General features: G+C 44.7%; 16 protein-coding genes and 1 rRNA gene. 1 reads left to right on the top strand and 16 read right to left on the bottom strand.

Annotated elements, in window-relative coordinates; all coding sequences use genetic code 11:
* The 9 genes from PAEAM_RS06020 to PAEAM_RS05975 all read right to left on the bottom strand — a co-directional run.
* Nucleotides 1–387 (bottom strand): 16S ribosomal RNA (locus PAEAM_RS06020); the annotation flags it as partial.
* 539 nt (nt 388–926) lie between these two features.
* A complete protein-coding gene (locus PAEAM_RS06015; RefSeq protein WP_036613154.1) occupies nt 927–2147 on the bottom strand; it encodes a TraB/GumN family protein in 1221 nt (406 codons plus the stop codon).
* A 1108-nt stretch (nt 2148–3255) separates the two neighbouring features.
* Nucleotides 3256–3681: a MarR family winged helix-turn-helix transcriptional regulator gene (locus PAEAM_RS06005; RefSeq protein ID WP_100526987.1), complete on the bottom strand. Its 426-nt coding sequence runs from the start codon at nt 3679–3681 to the stop codon at nt 3256–3258.
* 92 nt (nt 3682–3773) lie between these two features.
* Nucleotides 3774–4118, bottom strand: a complete 345-nt coding sequence (locus PAEAM_RS06000) for a DoxX family protein (RefSeq protein WP_100526986.1) — start codon at nt 4116–4118, stop codon at nt 3774–3776.
* Nucleotides 4119–4691: 573 nt separating this feature from the next.
* On the bottom strand, nt 4692–5987 hold the full coding sequence (locus PAEAM_RS05995; protein ID WP_100526985.1) for an ABC transporter permease: 1296 nt from the start codon (nt 5985–5987) through the stop codon (nt 4692–4694).
* Nucleotides 5980–6882, bottom strand: a complete 903-nt coding sequence (locus tag PAEAM_RS05990; protein WP_100526992.1) for an ABC transporter ATP-binding protein — start codon at nt 6880–6882, stop codon at nt 5980–5982. Before PAEAM_RS05990 ends, PAEAM_RS05995 begins: the two co-directional genes overlap by 8 nt.
* Before the next feature lie 20 nt (nt 6883–6902).
* Nucleotides 6903–7799, bottom strand: a complete 897-nt coding sequence (locus PAEAM_RS05985; RefSeq protein WP_047840261.1) for an ATP-binding cassette domain-containing protein — start codon at nt 7797–7799, stop codon at nt 6903–6905.
* Nucleotides 7800–7814: 15 nt separating this feature from the next.
* A complete protein-coding gene (locus PAEAM_RS05980) occupies nt 7815–8204 on the bottom strand; it encodes a GntR family transcriptional regulator (RefSeq protein WP_036613231.1) in 390 nt (129 codons plus the stop codon).
* Nucleotides 8205–8293: 89 nt separating this feature from the next.
* A complete protein-coding gene (locus PAEAM_RS05975) occupies nt 8294–9007 on the bottom strand; it encodes a hypothetical protein (protein ID WP_133120415.1) in 714 nt (237 codons plus the stop codon).
* 200 nt (nt 9008–9207) lie between these two features.
* Here PAEAM_RS05975 and PAEAM_RS05970 point away from each other — a divergent pair, with 200 nt between their 5' ends.
* Nucleotides 9208–9537: a hypothetical protein gene (locus PAEAM_RS05970; protein WP_100526983.1), complete on the top strand. Its 330-nt coding sequence runs from the start codon at nt 9208–9210 to the stop codon at nt 9535–9537.
* A 110-nt stretch (nt 9538–9647) separates the two neighbouring features.
* Here the strand turns inward: PAEAM_RS05970 and PAEAM_RS05965 are convergent, their stop codons facing one another.
* The 7 genes from PAEAM_RS05965 to coxB all read right to left on the bottom strand — a co-directional run bounded on the left by PAEAM_RS05965 (nt 9648) and on the right by coxB (nt 15614).
* Entirely contained in the window at nt 9648–10019 is a 372-nt protein-coding gene (locus PAEAM_RS05965; RefSeq protein ID WP_036613171.1) for a hypothetical protein, read from the bottom strand.
* Nucleotides 10020–10161: 142 nt separating this feature from the next.
* Nucleotides 10162–10626 carry a DUF420 domain-containing protein gene (locus tag PAEAM_RS05960; RefSeq protein WP_076329706.1) on the bottom strand — a complete coding sequence of 155 codons (465 nt, stop codon included), beginning with the start codon at nt 10624–10626 and terminating at the stop codon, nt 10162–10164.
* 34 nt (nt 10627–10660) lie between these two features.
* The gene (ctaG, locus tag PAEAM_RS05955; protein WP_100526982.1) at nt 10661–11584 is read right to left on the bottom strand and encodes a cytochrome c oxidase assembly factor CtaG; all 924 of its coding nucleotides are present in this window, start codon (nt 11582–11584) and stop codon (nt 10661–10663) included.
* A 108-nt stretch (nt 11585–11692) separates the two neighbouring features.
* Complete coding sequence (locus PAEAM_RS05950) at nt 11693–12013, bottom strand: cytochrome C oxidase subunit IV family protein (protein ID WP_036613178.1); 321 nt, start codon at nt 12011–12013, stop codon at nt 11693–11695.
* Between the two features lie 3 nt (nt 12014–12016).
* Nucleotides 12017–12643: a cytochrome c oxidase subunit 3 gene (locus PAEAM_RS05945; protein WP_047840264.1), complete on the bottom strand. Its 627-nt coding sequence runs from the start codon at nt 12641–12643 to the stop codon at nt 12017–12019.
* Nucleotides 12640–14490 carry a cytochrome c oxidase subunit I gene (gene ctaD / locus PAEAM_RS05940; RefSeq protein WP_397376306.1) on the bottom strand — a complete coding sequence of 617 codons (1851 nt, stop codon included), beginning with the start codon at nt 14488–14490 and terminating at the stop codon, nt 12640–12642. Before ctaD ends, PAEAM_RS05945 begins: the two co-directional genes overlap by 4 nt.
* Nucleotides 14491–14561: 71 nt before the next feature.
* Nucleotides 14562–15614, bottom strand: a complete 1053-nt coding sequence (gene coxB / locus PAEAM_RS05935; RefSeq protein WP_047840266.1) for a cytochrome c oxidase subunit II — start codon at nt 15612–15614, stop codon at nt 14562–14564.
* Nucleotides 15615–16091: the final 477 nt, after the last annotated feature.

Genomic DNA, 16091 nt, shown 5'->3' with positions numbered 1-16091 from the left:
CCATTGCGGAAGATTCCCTACTGCTGCCTCCCGTAGGAGTCTGGGCCGTGTCTCAGTCCCAGTGTGGCCGATCACCCTCTCAGGTCGGCTACGCATCGTCGCCTTGGTGAGCCGTTACCTCACCAACTAGCTAATGCGCCGCAGGCCCATCCCCAAGTGACAGATTGCTCCGTCTTTCCAGTTTCCTTCAGGCGAAGAAAACAATTATTCGGTATTAGCTACCGTTTCCGGTAGTTGTCCCAAACTTGAGGGCAGGTTGCCTACGTGTTACTCACCCGTCCGCCGCTAACCATCCGAAAAGCAAGCTTCTCTTCAAGTCCGCTCGACTTGCATGTATTAGGCATGCCGCCAGCGTTCGTCCTGAGCCAGGATCAAACTCTCCAATAAAGTATTGAAAAGAGCGATAAGCTCATTTTGAATCTGACGAGATTAAAAATCTCATTTGTGCTCCAGCCGATCCAAGCCAAGGCTTGGATCAAACTTTCGCGTTTCATTCTGCAAGCAGAATGTTTACTCACTCGTTGTTCAGTTTTCAAAGATCAAACTTGTTTCGTTACTGAATGTTGTTCTCTTCAGCAACTCTCATATAATATCATATCCGCACCAACTTTGCAAGCTTTTTTTTCAAGTTTCTTTCGAAGCTTATTTCAATCGCTTGCCGCACCGTGTATCTCGTGTTTTTTTGGCCGGAAATAGAATATACCATGTAGAACACACACTTGTAAAGAGTTAATTTCAAAACTTATCAAATCCACGATCTAACCATATTAAGGACCTTCAATCTACCATGAACTCTTAGGTTCAATTTTATTATCCTGCAGCTTAATCTTCTTTATTTAAATCTGTCTTTCTTCTATATATAAGAAGGCAACCCTCTCAACTCTTATATTCGAGACGAAAGGGTTACCTTCTATAGTAATCTATATTTATTTCCGTTCTACTTTATATCCTTTATCCTCAAGCAGTTTCACGATGCCGTGATCGCCCAAGTAGTGTGCCGCACCAACAACAATGAAATACTCCTCACCTTTGCCGTTTTTCAAGTAACCATCGATTTTGTCCGCCATACCAATGTTACGATCAACCAGCATTGCTTTGTTATATTCCTCGTTAGTGGAGAAGCTGTTTGTCAGTTCAAGCAGTTGCTCGTCATTACCCGTTTTCCACATCTCAGCCATTTCTTTCACACTGTTATCCAACACGTCGAAGTTTTCGATTGTCGCTTTCAGTGTTTCCTCTTGTGTTTCTTTGGAAAAGTCGTTAAACATGCCAAGTTGAGATTGATAACTCTCCAACTCGATAACTGGAAGTTTGCGCTCGATCGCTTTCTGGATGAAATACAGATCCACTCCTGCTGACGCTTCGTATCCTGCCGTTGTGGACTTCAAACTTGCAAGTGTGCTCTCTACCACCCAAGGCTTAAATGCATCCAAAGCGTTAGACTCCAGACCATTTTTCTTCAATACATCACCCAGCTTAGTATACGTTTCACTGGAAATGTGGTCTTTCAGTGTTGTTCCATCTTGATACGAACCCAGACTTAGCACCAGCTTTTGCTGCTCTTCGTCAGCGGCTTTGCTAATATCAATCTCTACCCCGAGATAGTCAGCTTCCGCAAAGGCTTCTTCAAACTCCGGACGCAATGGATAGAAGCTCTCATCCGCAATATGCATGGACCCTACCAGATAGACGGTGTTGCCATTGCTTTCAACTTCCCACATGAAGCCACGTCCACCGGTTTGAGCAGTTTCAGTTGCTCCACCTTTGGATACCAGCAGCACGGTGCGCGTTGCAGCATCCCAGCGAACTTCATAACCCGCTGCATCACCGACGATGCGGATTGGAGCATACGTTACACCGTTGATCCGTGTAAGCTTGCTTTTGAGTGTAATCGTTTTACCATCTACTACAGCCGTGATCGTATCATCTGTCGCAGTTGTTAGCTTCACATCCATAGCATCCAGCGTAGTCCGCAGTGGAACCAATGTTGTACCTTTCTCCAGGATTGGTGCTCCTGTAGCATATTTCACAGCTTGATCATTAACCTTTACGGAAGTTCCTTGTGGAGCAGCCATGGCTGGTACTGCAGACGCGAGCAATCCTACCGAGATTGTAAGAGACAAGAGCATGCGTTTCCAATTCTTCATGTTATGTAATCTCCTTTATTGAATATAGTTGCCAATCCATTTTTTAATAGAATAGACATACTTAGATACTACGGTTAAAGATGGGAATTGGTGCCACTACAAAACTGGAGTAACACTCCCTTCCTTCATTACTCTCATTAAAGTAAGAAACCATAAAACGAAACAATCATATAGGTTCAATGTTAGATATTCGCAAAGTCTGAGCTATTTCAAGATAAATAGATACTGATCAGTTCTAGGAAAAAGAATGCTATAGAAACCTTGGGATTGCCCCACAGCTTCACTCCATATGCGACGAAGAAAATAGCGATAGCTAATTTAGAGATGCTTTGGTAGTTGCCCTGCTCTGAAAAGGCTGAACTGCTAAATACAATTGAAAGTAGTAGTGTAGTCAGGATCGATCAATGCTTTAAACCACAGAGGTTCCCTCAAAAACTGTATATAGAACCCTTTTAACTGCTGCATGATCATCGACCCTCTCCTGAACTCGATTTAATATGACCACCGACACAGCACAACACTTGTCATAATTAGTGAGAAAAAGTCATCAATAAAGCTTATCTATCAGGACATATTTTCATGATAAGTAGGAAAAAGCGCAAAACTCATTTTGCATATTCATGCATGCTAATATATACGGATTTTTGCGATATTTTTTCTTAATTATACATAGCAAAAAGACCACTATCTAGTATTAGATAACAGTCTCATTTTAGAATACTTTATTCATTTAAATTAAAATCATTCCGTCTTCTATTCTTCTACAGAAACATAAATACTTAATCGTATGCGAATTGCCGCTATCTCAAAACCAGTTAGAATCATAATCCAATGATCTTTCCTCCCCTTCTTTCTCTAGTAATATGCTCAGGAAAACATCAAGCAGCTCCTATCAGCTTGAGTACAACTAAAAATATTGCTGGGATAATCGAATTGATGGAATTAAATATCCAGTGAACGATGATATTCGACCATATATTTCTGATAGCTCCTTCTAAAGTAAGTAGAAGCTGGATCCTTATTCTTGCGGCTTCATTCGGAAAAAATCTCACAAATTTTGTGCTTCGGCATGTAGTTGTCATGATTCATCCTCTGGTATAGAGTCTAACTAATCTTCTTGCACATTTCGGTACAGTTTATCTAATATCATTTTTAACTGATTTAATTCATCGTGTTCCAAACCTCGTGTAACATAGTCATGCGCGTTTTTAACTGTTAACAACAGCTTTCCTTTAACTTCTTGACCTTTAGAGGACAAATATAAATAATGTGAGCGCTTATCCTGATCATGAACAATACGTCGAACCATGCCCTTGCGTTCTAAAGAATGTATCATTCTCACTACCGTTGTTTGATCCCGATCGATGGCCTCCGCCAGCTCTTTTTGAGTCATAGCTTTATCCATATCAAGACAGGAGATAATGCTCCACTGCTCCGGTGTCACCTTGTAGGGCTTTAATTGTTTCGTAAAATAGTTTGTAAGCTTAACATCTGTACGATGGATCAAGAAGCCGGTAATATTATATAAGTCCATTGCAGTACCCTCATTTATCATTTTCTTAAATCAAATATAGTCGATCTCTCAAAGGTTACACATGAAATCCGTCAAAAATTCGTTAATTTCGTTTAGAAAAAATGATACATGGATACAATCAAGCTAAGTATGAACAAAATGAGTGCTGGAATGGCCTTCTGAATCGGATCTTTAGCTAAGACTATTAAAGTAAGCGCTCCAGCAAGCATTGTTCCGGCTAGAAGCAAACCAGCTAAAATTGCTGCGACAGGCATCCAGATGCCAACGATCATACCAGCTGCCCCCACAATCTCGAACGAACCAGTCAAAACATTAAAGAACGATGGCAGTCCAAAACGTTTAAACTCATTGGCCATTTTACCGGAAATAATTTTGCTTCCTGTAAAAAGGAAAAAACCACCTAATAGAACCTGTAAAACTGTGATAAAAATGAACATATCTACCCCTCTTTCATAAAGTTATGCATATGAATTTAATATATGCTATAGCATGTATTTTGTTTGAAATTTTATATATTGTCAACCCTAAAATAAAGTTTTATAGATTATAGCCCTCTTATGTCCTTTTAATTTTTCTTAGATTATCGTTCCAAAGGAAGCTTTCTTTTTCACATATCGTTAATATTTCTAGCATGGATAATTCAATTTCTGTTCTTTGTTGAACTGTGGTAAATTTCTCTGTAATCAGCCAATTAAAAGCCTATGCTTCTTACTTTCAATAAATTTAGTAACAAACAAAGGTAATTTACTTAACTTATTGTCAATTCGACCTACGGAATGTAATTTAGCTTGTTTATACAAAAATCAACCATCCCAAATTAAATAAAACTTCTAAGTAATTATTCGTTCTTGACTTTTGTAATCGAACACCATTAAACAACATGTAGCGCGTTCAACATTAAATTGGCCACCAATGGCTGCAAGCTAATTTCAAATAGAGATATGCATATTTATGGATAAATATGCATATCTTGCTAATTATGACAACACACACACCTTCAAACACTCCACCTAGATCTTATATGCCTTCATGGCTTTAAACAATTCCTTAAAGGTTGGACGTTTACCGTACATCAACACACCTGTGCGATAAATTTTGGCTGCAAGCCATCCGAAGATGATAATGGATACGATGAGAATCGCTAAGGACGTTAGAATCTCCCAAGTTGGCGCAACTCCTGCGCCGATTCGTACCAGAATCGCGGTCGGCGACGTGAATGGAATGAAGCTTGCGATTTTCAACAACAGAATGTTCGGCGTAGAAATACTGAAGATCGCAATATAGAAGGAAACAAGCGACAACATCGTAATCGGCAGAACAGCCTGACCGAGTTCTTCAGTACGGCTTACCATTGAACCAATGGCAGCAAACAACACGGCATACAGGAAGTAACCCAGAATGTAGAATATGAGTCCGTACACAATAACTGCACTATTCACATCACTTACACTCATATTGAAATCACCTAATACTGCACGGTTATGCGGCAGCAAGATATTTCCGGCAACCACCGCTCCGAAGATCCCGATTTGCAGCATCCCCACCATGAAAATACCGATGATTTTACCAAACATCTGACTGAGCGGTGATACACTCGTAATCAGAATCTCCATAATACGTGAGCTCTTCTCAGCTGTGATCTCTGAGGCAATCATGTTACCTGTCATCATCGTTGAGGTAAACAGCAGGATGATCAGCAAGTACACCACAATATAGTTAATCGGGCTCATTTTACCTTCAGACTCAGTACCTGCTCCGCTCTCATCTGTACTCAAACTTTGCTCAGTGAGCTTCACAGGTTTTGTAATCAGTTCCTTCTGCTCTGCTGTGAGTACATCCTTCACAACCACATCCAGCTTCACACTCTGCAACGCTGCTTCAATGGATGCAATGATCTGAGGTGATACGTCTTCTGCTGAATATAGAATGGGCTGCGGGAACTCTTGCCCGGAAACAGCTTCAAACTTCAGATAACCATCGGTAAGCCCTGCTTCCACATCCGCCGCAAGAGCAGCCTCATCTTTGTCACCACTGGCAATGAATCGATAGGCCTGATCTCCTTGAGCCGCAGAGAAGCTCTCCAGTTTCTCCGAAACTTCAGGCTGCCCTGTACTCAAAAGACCGATATTTACAGGATTACTGCTTGAAGCTCCACCAATGGAACCCCCGTTGAATAAGGTAATGAAATACGGAACATTGAGTCCGATTGAAATTAAAAGTGCAAGTACAATGGTCGTTACCATGAATGATTTCGTTTTAACTTTGTTTTTAAATGTAAAACCCGTAATCGTTCCCATTTTATTCATTCGACTCACCTACCTCACGAATAAAGATTTGGTTAAGCGTTGGTTCCTTCAGTTCAAAGTGTTCCACTGTCGTCTGAGTCATGGCTGTTCTCAGAATCTCTTGAGCCGCTTCCACCTGACTAATATGTATCAGGTACCCACGCTCATTCCGCTCGACTTTCTTCACACCAGACAACTGTTCAAGTCCTTCCACACTACCAATCGTACCCAGGAATACCTGTTCACGCGGATACCGGCTCTTGATCTCCTTGATCTCTCCTTGTACCACCGTGTTGGAACGATGCAGAATGGTGATCTGACGACACAACTCTTCAACGTGCTCCATACGGTGTGTTGAGAACAGAATGGCCGTGCCTTCGTCACGTAGCTCCTTGACGGTGGATTTGAGTAATTCCACGTTCACAGGATCCAGTCCACTGAACGCTTCATCCAGAATGAGAATCTGCGGTCTATGCACTACAGCCGCGATAAAGCCCATTTTCTGCTGATTACCTTTGGATAACTCCTCGATCTTCTTATCGTAATACTCAGGTACCTCAAACCGATTCAGCCAATACTTGAGGCTCTGATCTGCGTCCTTACCATTCATGCCACGAAGTCGTGCCAGGTAATTAATCTGTTCGCTGACTTTCACCTTCGGATACAATCCGCGCTCTTCCGGAAGATAACCCATAATCTGTTGCAGCTCCGTATTATAGGACTTGCCGTTGTACAGGATATTCCCTCCGTCAGGGTGAATCAGTCCAAGCACCATACGCATTGTGGTTGTTTTACCTGCACCATTGGCTCCGAGCAGTCCGTAAATCTCCCCCTCTTTTACATTGAGCGTGACTCCATTAACGGCTGTTTTGTCTGCATATTGCTTGACGACTTGCTTCAATTCCAATCGGTTCATCATTTATCGTCTCCCTTCGGTTATTTCCACTGTACGGGTGCATACCCGGCAATCCAGAATGCCAGCACTTCATCCAATTCCAAGTTACGGATTCTCAATACCCGGTTATTGGACAGCTCCAGCCTCTCCTGCGCCTCGCTGACCCGGGTTGTAATTACGCGAACCAGACCTCCCTCTTCTATAGAAGATTCCACAACACCAGGAATACTTTCTGGCCTTAAATCTCCTTCATACCAGACTTCTTTCCACTGATCGAGCACCATATCTTTCTCGGCCATCCCCAGTGACTGACCACGGTGCATCAATACGATGTAATCCGCAAGCCTTTTGACTTCGTCTGCAATATGTGTGGCAATCAGAATCGTGGTGTCTCCCCCCGCCATGAAGGTACGGAACTGCTCAACCATCACTTTCCAGGCAAAGGGGTCCAATCCTGATGAAGGCTCATCCAAAAGCAATAGTCTTGGGCGAGCTGCAATTGCAGCTGCAATCTCAAATTTTCGCCTTTCTCCCTTGGACATCTTGTTCAGCTTCACATCAACAGGTACTTCCATATCCTGAATCAGTTGGTCGAACAACTTCATATCCCAACGCGGGTACCAGTACGCCCGGAAATGGGCCGCTTCTTGTGCTGTTATCCGGTTCTCTTCTGAACCAGCGTTATCTGCCACAAAACCAATCTGTTGTCTCAGTTCAATGGGAAGTGGCCCATCATGTTCCTGACCAAACCATATAATCTGCCCAGCATCTGGCAGCACCACTTGCTGTAACATGTTAAGAAGGGTGCTTTTGCCTGAACCATTGTGACCGAGAATAGCCACTATATACCCTTCCGGGATGGTCAGATCAATTGGGCCAATAACTCTGCGTTTTCGCATTTTGGATACGCCGTTCAACTGGATTGCTATGGGTTCCACGTATGAATCACTCCCTTACTTCACGTAAATAGCCTTCAGGACTTCCCGGAATAGGCTCTCCATCTCTTCTTCCGTACAGCCTACCGATTTCCCGGACTGCACCGCTGCCTGCATCGCTTCCTGTGCGGCCTTTAATCTATAATTTTCTCTGTCGCCGGCTTCTACCTGGGCCACAAATGTACCTGTCCCCTGCTTCGTACGAAGCAAGCCTTCATTCTCCAGATCCTGATAGACCCGTCTAACCGTAATAACACTGCAATTCAGTGCTCCGGCGAACTCACGAATGGACGGCAAATGTGTTCCCTCCCCCAACTGACCCGTAATTATCAACGATCTTAACTGATTTTCAATTTGGTGGTATAAAGGTTCAGCGCTATTTTCATTAATTTGAATGGGTATTTTCACATCTTGCACCTCGCCCTCCGGTACACTCCAGTCTGTTACCTGACCGTGCCGGTTTCATCCTGTATTCGTACATAAGCTCAATTCTCATTTTAATTCAAATCCCGATGAACCAGCTTCTTCAGCGTAAAACGACTAGACAGCCATAATCCCGCTACGCCAGCCACCAGAGAAATCCACATGATCGGGGAAAGTAGCCCCCATGATTTACTTCCATCCATTACAATCCGCAATCCGTAACTGCCTGACATTCGAATCAGTATGGATATGCCAATGGCAAATGGTATAAAAAGCGTACTGAGAAGCAAGTATTTCTTGCCACTGTTCAGAAACTCTCCGTATATATAGAACCCTGTTACCAAAAGGCCATAACCTGTACAGGTAAGGCTAAAGGCCAGATACTGATCCCATCGGAATCCTTCGGCATGAAGGTTAACCACGTATAACGATCCGTAGAAAAAGATTCCATTGTACGTAAACGCCATCAGAGACTGCTGTAGCCTGGACCACATCACCACTTGTTCAGGAATGGGAATTCTACGATAGTAGGCCAGCATCTGCGTATAAGAATCTTCCTGTATGTAACGGAAGGAGCGCCTGCAGAACATAAACCCTTGAAATGGCAACATGATTAAAAAGAAGGAATCCACTACTGGATTAATAATATCTGTCTGTTGTTGTCCTAAAAACATCACACCGCTCATACCGCCAGTGTATATCATGAATAATGCAGACCATAGCCATTGGAGCCTATCCTTACTCATCTGGCTGCGGGTCAACCACCACGCCTGCTTCCATTCGTTCATATGCATGCCTGCCTTTCACCTGTCATTCACTCATGTTGCTTACTGTGATTACTGTATATATCAATATACACAGTATACAGACCTATTTCTCATCCCGTCAACCCCTAATTTTCCTGAATCAGGAAGACGGGATGGGACACAGTACGAATTTACGTTAAAATAAATTATAGTAACGAACCCTAGAAAGGAAGGTTACAGCTATGGATTGGCTGGTAGAGATCGGATTTGTCCTCCTTTTCCTTATCGTCGTAATCTGGTTGGTCCTCCGGGATGAGCCTCATCGTCATTCTGCCAAAAAAGGCAGACACCGCATCCGCCGTAACAACGGTTATACCGACTCTGCTTCGGGATATCCGGTCATTATGGGAGATGACTCCTACGATCGACATGCTAGACACACACCGGATCACAAACATCATGATTCGGATTCTTCAGGAGGCACACATTCTCATCACAACAGCGATAGTGGTAGCAGCAATGACAGCGGTGGAGATAGTGGCGGCGGAGACAGTGGGGGTGGCGGGGATTAAACATCATTCCCCAATCACAAAAGAAGGGCTGTACCCGTTATTGTGTAAACACAATTCGGGTACAGCCCTTTGCCGCTCTCTAGCACCTGTTAGAAGAAGAGGACTTACGATTAAACGAGGTTATAACCACTAGGCAGACTGCGATCCCTGCGGATTGCGCGAATCTGAGCCAGCGTTAACCGTTGATTGGTGGAGATCAGGGATTCCACATCATTGCCACGGATCAGATCATCCAAATCTCTCAAGTTGGTGTTGCCTCGGAAGACTCGGAATCCACCTTGGAAGTTAGGACGTGTAAACACAACCAGTGTTGCATTGGAACTTGTTGAGAAAAAGCGCAGGCTCTCCACCCCATCCAAAATATTGTCAAGGTTACGAAGACCCGTGTTGCCACGATAGATGCGGCTTCTCCCTCTGTAGTTCTCTTCTGAATACACGGTAAGACGTGGATACGTCTGACTGACGTTGACTGTTTTTTTCATTTTGTTTCCCCCTCTCGAACTCATTCTATGAATGAATGAGAGAGGAAGCGTGGACGAATGATCTGCTAGATTCGTCCATTTTCATATTTTCAGAAGAGAGTAGTGAAGCACGTCCGAGTAACCGGAGGTTATATCTCTACTTCTATACGCCGAGGATAACTTCCCACACCGGACGTGTATGACCACCAGGATATAAGAGATATAGAAGAACATACACGATAACACCTGTTAGCGCTGACCCGAACCAGATCATGGACGTGAACTTACCCCAGCGGCGATGTTTTCCGAACTTCTTTTTGAACCCCAGCACTAGTGTGGAGATGCCAAATATCGCTGCCACGGTAGCCAGGATAATATGAAAGATCAGAAATATCCGATAAAAGATCTCCAGATCCGGGTCCCCGCCCCAAGCTGTATTGCCCACGAACACTGTACGAGACATATAGATCACAAAGAAGATTAGAGCTGCAATCGCACCTGCTACCATGGCGGACTGATGAGCCTCACGTTTCCCCCGAATAATCAGTACCCATCCAATCCCCACCAGTACTGCACTAATCACAATGAAAGAAGTACTGATCGTTGGTAGCCAAAAATACATATCCATCGTGTGTTCCCCCTCTTGTCAGAACATTACTTCATTATTTGGCAGCCGGATTGAGCGGCCCCCCTGCGCCTCCTGCAGGATAAGAATCATCATCATCTTCCTGCTTCTCTTTCCGATACCATTGGAAAAAGACATAGGCTAACATCGAGGCGAAGATTCCTTCCTGAATAAACTTCATTACAATGCCACCGACCTGCTGATCTTCCTTCGCGGAAGACAGGAAGTTGAAGAACGCAGGCCCACCGAATGAGCGAAGTAACGCCGTAGAATCTCCAGACACACAATACCGCATGGCTTCAGCCCATACTGCCGGGTTGCTGTACGTCTGATACAACGGCTCGGACGCAAAAATAATCAATCCACACGCAGGCGTAAGCAGTACCATATTCAGAAAAATAAAACCGATCTTGGATAACCCCGATGCTTGTCTGCCTTCTGGCAACGGATTCAGCAATGTCCACCACATGAGCATCGAGGTGATGAACAGTGCAATATAATACAACCGGTGAACGGTAAAATTCAGCATGACGTAATCATGTACAATCGGTAGGTGATACAGCGAGAACAGCCCGTTAAAGAGCACTGCCGCAACGATCGGATGAGCCAGGAACGATAGCTGGCGTGTAGGCAACCAGCGTACGATTCTGCGCCATACCCAGATCGGCAAACCTTTCATCATCAGCGGCGGAGCTACCAGATAGGAGAACGCCATACTTACCATGTGGAAGCTAAACATCACGTGACCAAGCAGATTAAAGGGTCCAGATTGAGCCAGATATAGGACAAATAGCCCTGTAATAAACATGATTTTCTGTGCAGCAGTCGCAGGTTCTGCATCCTTTATTTGTTCGCTTAACGGTCCCACAAGCACCAGATAAGCCGCAGCAATGATCAGAAATAAAGCCAATATAAGCGGACTCCATAAGTCGTTAAAGCTAAAATATTGCAACCCGAGCATACGGGAAACCTCCCCGTGACCTGATTTGATTGTTGCCTTCATTACTTTGTGAAGATTCATTCGCCAAAAAGGGGAAAAGACGGCGGCAATGCGCCGCCGCCATCTCTTTTACCACCAGACCCAATAGAGTGCCATAATGATGCACGTAAAGGCTACGAAAAAGCCAAAGGCCATGAACAGAATCGGCATCAAGTGCCCTTTGTCCTTCAAGTGCATCCAATAACCCAATTGAACGAATACTTGAAGAATAGCCATGACGAGCAAAATAATAATGATAAAGGTTGTGTTGACCCCTCCGGCAGAAGCAGCCGCAAACGCAATCAGCGTAAGAATAATGGAGAAGATAAACACCACGACGTGTTTCTGTGGCCCTTCCGTCCGGTGACGGTGTTTCACAGGCTGTTGATCTGTCTTATCCTGTGCCGACATGTGCTACCCCACCTTTCCGAGCAGGTACACGACCGTAAAGATGAACACCCATACCACGTCAATAAAGTGCCAGTACATTGCGGAGACGTATACTTTAGGTGCGGTTACGACCGTCAATCCTTTTTTGAACAGCTGACCGATAATGATTCCGATCCACACAATACCAAAAGCAACGTGGGCTCCGTGGAACCCGACCAGTGTATAGAATGCTGAACTGAATGCACTCGTGGTCATGCCAAACTCTTTATGTTTCACATACTCGTAGAACTCGTAAATTTCCAGTGCGAGAAATCCCATACCCAGTACTACCGTGATGCCAAGCCACAACGCTAGTGCATCTCGCTTGCCCTTATGCATGGCCTGAATCGCAAATACACTCGTCAAACTACTGACCAGGAGAATGAACGTTGCAGCGGCCACAAGTGGCAGGTGGAACAGTTCATTCGCCGTAGGTCCATCATTGGTTTGGCCACGAAGAGCCAGGAAGGTAGCAAAGAGTGTACCGAACAGTACCGTTTCGCCGCCAAGGAACAACCAGAAGGCGATAAGCTTGTTACGGCCTTCCAGCGTTGCTTTCTCCGGTTCATGCGGCAATTTGTCGTTCACCGGTTCGGCATGTGAGGTTGTCATGTTCTAGCCCCCTTCTCATCCTGATCCTCCGGTTCAATATGCCAGCCATGATCATCATAAAGTGAACGAAGTGCCATTGCTCCAAATGTGATTACGAGACCAATAATAACTACAATATAATTGTTGAAAATGACATTCATAAATGCATTACCAAATTCATCATTGCTGAACATCAAGCCAAGTCCGGCGATAAAGATACCTACTGACATTACAAACGGCAACGGCGTTGCTGAAGGCATATGAATCGAACCTACAGGTTCTGCCGGTGTCATCTCCGTATGTCCTGCCATTTTTTCCTTCCAATATGCATCAATTCCGCGTACCAGCGGCGTCTGCTTGAAATTATATTCCGGCGGCGGAGATGGAATAGACCATTCCAGTGTACGGCCGTCTTCCCACGGATCGTTTGGCGCGCCAGCCGGTTTTCTCATTGTGATTACAATATTCACGAGGAACATGATAACCCCAACACCCATTAGAAACGCACCGACGGAGCTGACCAGATTGAGCAGGTCAAAGTCCTGATTCGGCAAGTATGTAACGATCCGGCGCTGCATCCCCATCAGACCGAGGAAATGCTGTACAAAGAACGTTAATTGGAAACCGATCATAAATGTCCAGAACGTCCATTTGCCCAGTGTTTCGCTGAGAATACGTCCGAACATCTTCGGCCACCAGTAATGTAGTCCCGAGAACAATCCAAGTACGAGTCCCCCAACAATAACGTAGTGGAAGTGGGCTACAACAAAGTACGTATCATGGAACTGGAAGTCTGCTGGAGCAGATGCCAGCATAACGCCTGTAACACCACCCATAACGAAGGTTGGGACGAATCCAACAGCAAACAGGTTTGCCGCTGTAAAACGGATCTGTCCACCCCACATCGTAAAGAGCCAGTTAAAGATTTTGATCCCGGTAGGTACGGCAATCAACATCGTGGAGATGGAGAAAAGCGCGTTGGCTACATTACCCAGACCTGTTGTAAACATGTGATGCGCCCATACCATGAAGCCCAGAAAGGCAATCAGGATGGTGGCAAATACCATGGAGCTGTATCCGAACAACCGTTTACGCGAGAAGGTCGGAATAACCTCCGAGATAATACCAAATGCCGGCAAAATCAGAATGTATACTTCCGGGTGCCCGAAGATCCAGAAGATGTGCTGCCAGAGTACCGGGTTACCGCCACCTGCTACATCGAAGAAATTCGCTCCCAGTATACGGTCAAACGTCAAAAGTACAAGCCCTACCGTGATGGCAGGAAAAGCAAAAAGGATAATGGCAGATGTAATAAATGTCGTCCATGTAAACATCGGCATCCGCATGTAAGACATGCCTGGAGCACGCATTGTAATAATCGTTGCGAGAAAGTTAATGCCCCCGATGAGCGTTCCCAGACCCGCGATCTGAAGGCCGATGGTGTAAAAATCCACACCATGCGTTCCACTATACTCACTGCCCGAAAGCGGCGTATATGAGGTCCAACCCGCATCCGGTGCTCCGCCCATAACCCAGCTCAGGTTCAGCAACAATCCACCAAAGAGGAATGTCCAGAAACCCAGCGCGTTAAGAAACGGGAAAGCAACGTCCCGTGCCCCGATCTGCAAAGGCACGACAGCATTCATAATGGCAAAAATAAGTGGCATGACACCAAGGAAAATCATCGTTGTTCCATGCATTGTAATCAATTCGTTGAAGACCTGTGCCGATACAAAATCATTCATAGGCTTCATCAGTTGAATCCGAATCAAAATGGCTTCAATGCCGCCGATTCCAAAGAAAAATCCACCCGCAACCAAATAGAGAATGGCGATTTTTTTGTGATCGACGGTGGTGATCCAATCCATCAAGCCCCTGTACCTCTTGACGCTATGCGCATGAGCCAAGGTTGTGTACCCCCTTCTTCGTCCTTGCTGTTCTATTCATAGTCCAATTTGTAGTTGGCCAGATATTCGGCAATTCCGTCGATTTCTTCATCCGTCAACCCAAGATCTTTGGGATTCGGCATGGTATTGCCCGGCTTCACGGATTGTGGATCATGGAGCCATTCTTTCATGTTATCCAGTACCGGACTACCTTCTTCCTGTCCCTCGCGAGAATTCAGCAAAATGCCTGCGACAGATTCCTTGCCGCCGATTCCCGTCAGGTTAGGTGCAACCGGTCCACCTTGATCACCAACAGCGTGGCAAGAAAGGCAGTTTGTTTTGAACTTTTCAGCCAATTGAGTGTCTTCAGGAAGGACTGCGGGTGCTTTCATCTGGTTCACCCATCTGTCAAAGGATTCCTGACTCACTGCTTTTACCTTAAACTCCATGAAAGCATGCGATCTGCCACATAATTCGGCACATTTACCACGGTAAACGCCTTCATTCGGTGCAGAGAAACTGAACTTGTTAAGTGTTCCATCCGGGTTTGTGTCCATTTTGCCCGCAAGTGACGGCACCCAGAAGGAGTGAAGCACGTCAGCGGTTTTTAATTCGAATGCAATTTTTGTTCCGGTCGGGATGATGAGATCTTGAGCGGTGGTTACGTCATATTGAGGATAAGTGAATTCCCACCAGTACTGATGCGAGGTGACTTGGACCTTAAGTGCATTTTTGTCATTGGACAGATCTTCGCCTTGGGCAAAAATCGTTTGGACCGTCGGTACTGCCAGAACAATAACCAGCAATAACGGAATGGCTGTCCAGATTACTTCCAGCTTGAAATTACCTTCAACCTGTTCGGGCATCTCAGTCTGCCCGGCTCGTCTACGAAACCGGATCAGAACATAGGCTGCTATGGCAAATACAATGATGAGCACCACGATCATAATCGCGATGGATAACTTCATCAGATCATATTGGCCTTGCGCTACAGGACCCTGAGGTTTCATTACCGACAAGTCTTCCCGCCCGCATGCGGATAGCAGCAAAGAGAACACCGCCAGCAAGGGGAGAATTCGCTTTGCAACCTGCCACTGTTTCATCATTGATCTACCCCACTTTTTTACGTTTTCGTAGATTACCGTTGTCGTTCGGTAGAAAGGCAACAAAAGGTACGTTTCAGCACGATACGCATAATCCTCTTCATCATACAGAACGCTTAGAAAAATAACGCTTCCAGTACTCCCGTGATTTCCTGCTCAGGGCATGTCTGCGCATTCTTCCAATTCATTCTATATGCTTCAATCACTTATTAAATATAAGTTGAGGGTATGATTTTGTCAATCTTTGGACACATGTTCACAAATTGTTCACTTTATGTAAAAAACCGCTCTACAACTTGATTTGCAAACGATTTCAGTTAAAAGTATTACACTCTACATTTGAAAATTTTTGCCAAATTTCGGTGATAAAACTCGATTTATTGGTGATTTTTCTCACATTGAAAACATGTGCTATTATGCAAAAGAAAGATCAGAATATATGGAAAACCTCTTCCATATCCATTCAGAAGACATGCCTAC

The organism is Paenibacillus sp. GM1FR (assembly GCF_002803315.1).
GTDB classification, from domain to species: domain Bacteria; phylum Bacillota; class Bacilli; order Paenibacillales; family Paenibacillaceae; genus Paenibacillus; species Paenibacillus amylolyticus.
This window is presented reverse-complemented; position numbering and strand designations above follow the sequence as displayed.